The following is a 5,325-nucleotide window of genomic DNA, read 5'->3' on the forward strand; positions in this document are numbered from 1 at the left end:
CCTCTCGCCAGCTGCCTTCCAAGTACTTCTACGACGCGCGCGGCTCGCGCTTGTTCGAGCAGATCACCCACACCCGCGAGTACTACCCCACACGCACCGAACTGGCCCTGCTGGACCGGGTGCTGCCGGAGATCGCGCAGGCGGTGGGTCCGCGCGTGCATGTGGTCGAACTGGGCAGCGGCAGCGGCCGCAAGACCGCGCGCCTGCTGGCTGCCCTGCAGGACCCGGTGGCCTATACGCCCATCGAGATCTCGCGCGCGGCGTTGCTGTCCAGCATCGACCATCTGGCCCCGGCGCTGCCGGACGTGGAAATGCTGCCGGTGTGTGCCGACTTCACCCGCCCTGTGCAGGTCCCCGCGCCAGAGCGGCCTGCCGCGCGCCGGCTGCTGTTCTTCCCGGGCTCCACGCTGGGCAACTTCGCCGATGAGGATGCGATCGCGCTGCTGCGCGCAATGCGCCAGACCATGGGCAAGCACGGCCTGGCCCTGGTCGGCATCGATCTGCACAAGGACCCGGCACTGATCGAAGCCGCCTACAACGACGCCGACGGTGTCACCGCCGCCTTCACCCTGAACCTGCTGGCGCGTCTCAACCGCGAGGTCGGCAGCGATTTCGATCTCGACGGCTTCCGTCACCAGGCCCGTTACAGCACCGCGCGCCTGCGCATCGAAACCGATCTGGTCAGCCAGCGCGAGCAGGACGTGCATCTCGACGGCCGCACCTTCCACTTCAGCGCTGGCGAACCGATCCGCGTGGAGTACAGCCACAAGTACACCGACGCCAGCTTCGGCCACCTGCTGCAGCAGGCAAGGCTGGAGGTGGCGGCATGCTGGAACGCGGACGATCCCGCCTATGGCCTGCGCCTCCTGCGCCCCTCACCCTAGGCACAGGTAGTACCGGCCGCTGGCCGGCAATCTCGGCCAACCTTGCTCTCCCTCCGCGTTACCATGGCTGCAGCACCGGCAACACGGAGGACGCCATGCCCATTCTGACCACGCTCGGCCTGGCCGCCGCGCTTGCCATGCCAGCGTCCGCGCCGCCGGCAGCAGCGGCAACCGCTGATCCCGCGTTCGCCCGCTGCATGGCGGGCCTGCAGGCTACGGCCGCCAGCCAGGGCATTGCCGCTGACCGCTTCAATGCGATCACCGCCGGACTGCAGCCCGACCCAACCGTGCTGCCGCTGCTCGATGCGCAGCCGGAGTTCACTACGCCGATCTGGGACTACCTGGCCGCACTGGTCGATCGCCAGCGCGTGGACGACGGTCGCGCCATGCTGCAGCAGCACCGTGACCTGCTTCAGCGCGTATCGGCGCAGTACGGCGTCGATCCAGTCACCATCGTCGCCGTATGGGGTGTGGAGAGCGACTACGGCCGCGTGTTCGGCAAACGCCCGCTGCTGCAGTCGCTGGCCACGCTGTCCTGTGCCGGCCGCCGGCAGCCCTTCTTCCGCGGCGAACTGCTGGCGCTGGTCAAGCTCATCGACCAGGGCGACCTGCAGGCGCAGGGCCTGACCGGTTCCTGGGCCGGTGCTTTCGGCCACACCCAGTTCATGCCCAGCACCTACGCACGCATTGCCGTCGATGGTGATGGCGATGGCCGTCGTGATCTGGTCGGCAGCATTCCCGATGCATTGGCTTCCACCGCCAACTATCTGAAGCGTGCCGGCTGGCGAACCGGCGAACCCTGGGGCATGGAAGTCCGTGTCCCCGCCGGGTTCAACGCCAGCCAGGCCGGCCGTACCCAGCGCCGGGCACTGGCCGACTGGCGCGCACTGGGCGTGACCGGCCTGGACGGCAGCGCGCTGGCGCCGGCTGGCCTGCCCGCCGACGCCCGCGCCGCGCTGTTGCTGCCGGCCGGCAACAAAGGTCCTGCACTGCTGGCGTTCCGCAACTACGACGCGATCTACAGCTACAACGCCGCCGAAAGCTATGCGTTGGCCATCGCCACCCTGGCCGACCGCCTGCGCGGGGGCAATGGACTGGTCACCGCCTGGCCTACCGATGATCCTGGCCTTGGCCGCGACGAGCGCCGCCAGCTGCAGACCCTGTTGCTGGCGCGCGGCCATGACATCGGTGCCGCCGATGGCATGATCGGTACCGCCAGTCGTCGTGCCATCCAGGTCGAGCAGCGCCGGCTCGGTTGGGCCGACGCCGATGGTCGCGCCGGCCAGCGCATCCTGCGCGCGCTGCAGAGCGAACCGCAGGCGAAGGTTCCGGCCACGCCCACCCGCTTCAGCCTTCCCACCAACTACAGTGCCGCGCAATCGCCGGCCATCCGGAGTCGATCCAGCGTGCAACAGATAAAGGGTGTCAGCAGCGGCCAGTTCCAGGGACTCGATGCCTGGCTGGTGGAAACTCCCCAGGCCACCGCCGCGATCAGCGTGTTCGGCGGGCAACTGCTCTCGTTCGTGCCCAAGGGCCAGCCGGATGTGATGTGGCTCTCGCCCAAGCGTGCCGCGCTGCCCACGCCGATCCGTGGCGGCAGCCCGGTGTGCTGGCCCTACTTCGGCCGCCAGGGGCAGGGCGACGACATGCCCGCCCACGGTTTCGTGCGCACCTTGCCCTGGGAACTGCAGCAGGCGCGCCGGCTCGACGATGGCAGCATCGAGCTGACCCTGGCCCCGCCGGCGTTGGACAACCTCGGCCTGCGCCTGACCATGACCGTCCGTGTCGGCCGTGAACTGCGCCAGCAGCTGGTCACCGAGAACACCGGCAAGGCTCCGGCCACCATCACCCAGGCGCTGCACAACTACTTCCGTGTCGGTGATGCCAGCAAGGTCGATGTCGACGGCGTCGACGGCCTGGACTACCTCGACAAGTTCGAGAACTACGCCCAGCCGCGCCGCCAGCAGGGCCCCTGGTCGCTGCGCGATCCGCGTGACCCGGGCCGCAGCGACCGCATCTACACCCAGGCCGGCGGGCACTATGTGCTGCGCGACCCGGTGCTCAAGCGCCGCATCGACCTCCGCACTGAAGGCAGCCGCTCGCTGGTGGCATGGAACCCTGGCGCCGAAGGTGCCGCCAGGATGGCCGATGTCGGTGACGGATGGCGCGACTATGTCTGCCTGGAAGCGGCCAACGCCGGTCCCGATGTGGTCACCGTGGCACCGGGCGGGCGTCATGTTCTGCTTCAGATCCTGTCCAGCGCGCCGCTATAGCAGGCTCTCCCTTTGGCATGGAAGGCCAGCATGAGCGCCCTCGATCCGCAGACTTCGCCCGGTAGCGAGAACCCCTATCTGGCGCCCGGCGCTGACGCCGATGTAGACACTGCACTGGAAGATGCCGACTACCTGACGCTGGTGGTCGGGCCCAATGCCGCCGCCTACCGTCGTTTCTGGCATGTGGACAGTGCGCTGCCGAAGCCTCCGCGCCGTTGGAACTGGCCCGCCTTCCTGTTCGGCACCCTGTGGATGGTGCATCGCCGGATGTACCTGGCCGCCATCGGCTTCTACCTGGTCACCACGCTGCTGCCGATCCTGATGCTGCTGGCCGACGCGGGCATACCGCAGATCGCCTTTGGCATGCTGCTCCCGCGTATCGCCCTGGCCATCTTCGCCAACGCCCTGTACCTGCGCCATTGCAGCCGTCTGCTGGCAAGGGTGCAGGCGACCCACGCCGGCCAGCCGAACCGCATCCGCGCCGAGCTGCTTCGCCGTGGTGGCACCCGTGCCTCGGCCGTGGTGGTCTGCCTGGGCCTGATCTACGCGCTGCGTTACATCACCCAGGGCCTCCTGCAGACCTATCACTGAGCCGGCGAACGCGGCCGCAGCACCCACAGGCAGAGCGTTCCGGCGACCAGGCCCCAGAACGCAGAACCGACACCGGCCAGCGTCATGCCCGAGGCGGTCACCAGGAAAGTGACCAGCGCGGCCTCGCGGTCGCGCTCCACTGCCAATGCGCTGGCCAGGCTGTTGCCGATGGTGCCGAACAGGGCGATGCCGGCCACACAGGCCACCAGTTCCTTGGGAAAGGCAGCGAACAGGGCCGCTACGGTGGCCCCGAACAGGCCGATGACGATATAGAAGGCGCCGGCCGCCATCGCCGCCGTGTAGCGCCGTGCCGGGTCTTCGTGGGCATCACGGCCCATGCAGATCGCCGCGGTGATGGCGGCCAGGTTCAATGCGTAGGCACCGAAGGGCGCCAGCAGCGTGTTGACCACGCCGATCCAGCCGATCACCGGTGACACCGGCGCGTCGTAGCCGGAGGCGCGCATCACCGCCACACCGGGAATGTTCTGCGACGCCATGGTGACCACGAACAGGGGCAGGGCGATGCCGACCATCGCCGTCCACGACAGCGAGGGAGTGACCCATTGCGGTACCGCCAGTTGCAGGTGCACCTGCTGTGCATGCAGCAGACCCTGGCTGGCAGCGATGGCGATGCCGACCAGCAGGGTGGCGATCACCGCATAGCGGGGGAACAGGCGGCGGCCCAGCAGCCACGTAGCGAACATGGCCAATGCCAGCACGCGCTGGGTGTTCATCGCCACGAACACGTCCAGCCCGAAGCGCAGCAGTACACCGGCCAGCATGCCGGCGGCCAGGGCCATGGGCACGCGTTTCATCAGCCGGGCGAACACTCCCGAGAAACCGGCGAGCATGCCCAGCACTGCCGCAAGCAGGAATGCACCGGTGGCCTCGGACAGAGAGGCACCACCCGCACCGACTACCAGCATCGCCGCCCCAGGCGTCGACCATGCGGTGACCACCGGCACCCGGTAGCGCAGTGACAGGCCGATGCAGGTCACGCCCATGCCCAGCCCCAGCGCCCACATCCACGAGGCGATGTGGGCCTGGTTGGCACCCACGGCCTGCGCGGCCTGGAACACGATCACTGCCGAGCTGGCGAAGCCGACCAGCACGGTGATGAAGCCGGCGACGATCGCCGGCATCGAAAGATCGCGCCACCATCCCTGTCGTACCGTCGTGTCCATCGTCTTGCTTCCTGTATGCATCCGACTATAGATAGCGCCTGCGGCGTTGACCGCGCAACGCGCGGGCAACGCCGCCGTGATCGTTGCACGCCCGTTGTGCATGCAGCAGCCGAGGCGTTGTCATGCTGCTGAAAAAAATGTGTTGACGAATTCTGCAGGATCTCTAGAATTCGCTCCCTTGCTGCAGCGCGGCGACTTCTTCTGAAGCCGGCAACGCGAACAGCAACGCCACCACCGCCGGACGAGATCATCGGACGAAGGTGTTGACGGACTCGAAAAGTCCGAGCATAATAGGCGGCTCGCAACGACGAAAGGCCCTCGGGTCCAACGACGAAGCAGCATCGGCAACAACGTCCACTTCGGTGAGACGGCCTTGAAAAAAGGTGTTGACGA

General features: G+C 67.8%; 4 protein-coding genes. 3 read left to right on the forward strand and 1 reads right to left on the reverse strand.

Annotated features, from left to right (window positions below):
• From egtD to AB4Y84_RS12225, 3 genes are all read left to right on the forward strand, one after another.
• The coding region (gene egtD, locus AB4Y84_RS12215) for an L-histidine N(alpha)-methyltransferase (RefSeq protein ID WP_442250200.1) at positions 1 to 884 on the forward strand (884 nt) is incomplete at its 5' end.
• Between the two features lie 137 nt (positions 885 to 1,021).
• Positions 1,022 to 3,157, forward strand: coding sequence for a lytic murein transglycosylase (locus AB4Y84_RS12220; protein WP_442244282.1), 2,136 nt, complete (start codon positions 1,022 to 1,024; stop codon positions 3,155 to 3,157).
• 30 nt (positions 3,158 to 3,187) lie between these two features.
• On the forward strand, positions 3,188 to 3,748 hold the full coding sequence (locus AB4Y84_RS12225) for a DUF2628 domain-containing protein (protein ID WP_223497335.1): 561 nt from the start codon (positions 3,188 to 3,190) through the stop codon (positions 3,746 to 3,748).
• Here the strand turns inward: AB4Y84_RS12225 and AB4Y84_RS12230 are convergent.
• Positions 3,742 to 4,932, reverse strand: coding sequence for a benzoate/H(+) symporter BenE family transporter (locus AB4Y84_RS12230; RefSeq protein WP_442244238.1), 1,191 nt, complete (start codon positions 4,930 to 4,932; stop codon positions 3,742 to 3,744). The genes AB4Y84_RS12225 and AB4Y84_RS12230 overlap by 7 nt on opposite strands.
• Between the last annotated feature and the right edge of the window lie 393 nt (positions 4,933 to 5,325).

Origin of the sequence: Stenotrophomonas sp. 2YAF22 (assembly GCF_052114665.1) — a bacterium.
In the GTDB taxonomy this organism is placed as follows: Bacteria; Pseudomonadota; Gammaproteobacteria; order Xanthomonadales; family Xanthomonadaceae; genus Stenotrophomonas; species Stenotrophomonas indicatrix.